The 434-nt window shown below is 62.4% G+C and carries 1 pseudogene; it reads right to left on the reverse strand.

The annotated features are described in order from the left end of the window. Positions 1 to 370 (reverse strand): annotated as a pseudogene (locus LG661_RS24900) (transposase); the annotation flags it as partial. Between the last annotated feature and the right edge of the window lie 64 nt (positions 371 to 434).

Below are 434 nucleotides of genomic sequence, written 5' to 3' on the forward strand. Positions count from 1 at the left end.
CGGTGCTGGCCCAGGATCCGGCAGGCCAGCCGTTCCGAGACGCGGTACTTGGCGATCACGTGATCCACACAGGCGCGACGACGGGCGGGGCTTACCAGTTTCCCGAGGCAGCCTCTTTCAGGACCAGCTTCTCCAGAGTGAGGTCCGAGACGGCTCGCCGCAGCCGGGCGTTCTCCATTTCCAGCTCCTTGAGCCGCCTGACCTGGTCAGACTTGAGCCCGCCGTACTCATTACGCCACCTGTAGTACGTGACCTCCGTCACGCCGATCTGCCGGATAGCCTCTGCCACTGTCCGGCCCTGTGCCGTCAGCACGTCCACCTGCCGCAGCTTGGAAACGATCTCCTCGGCCGTGTGTCTCTTCTTGCCCATCTTTGGTCCTCCTTTGGCTCATAAGCCATACTTCAGGGAGGATCACTTCTCAGGAGGCAGACCA

The organism is Microvirga roseola (assembly GCF_020866965.1).
Lineage (GTDB): Bacteria > Pseudomonadota > Alphaproteobacteria > Rhizobiales > Beijerinckiaceae > Microvirga > Microvirga roseola.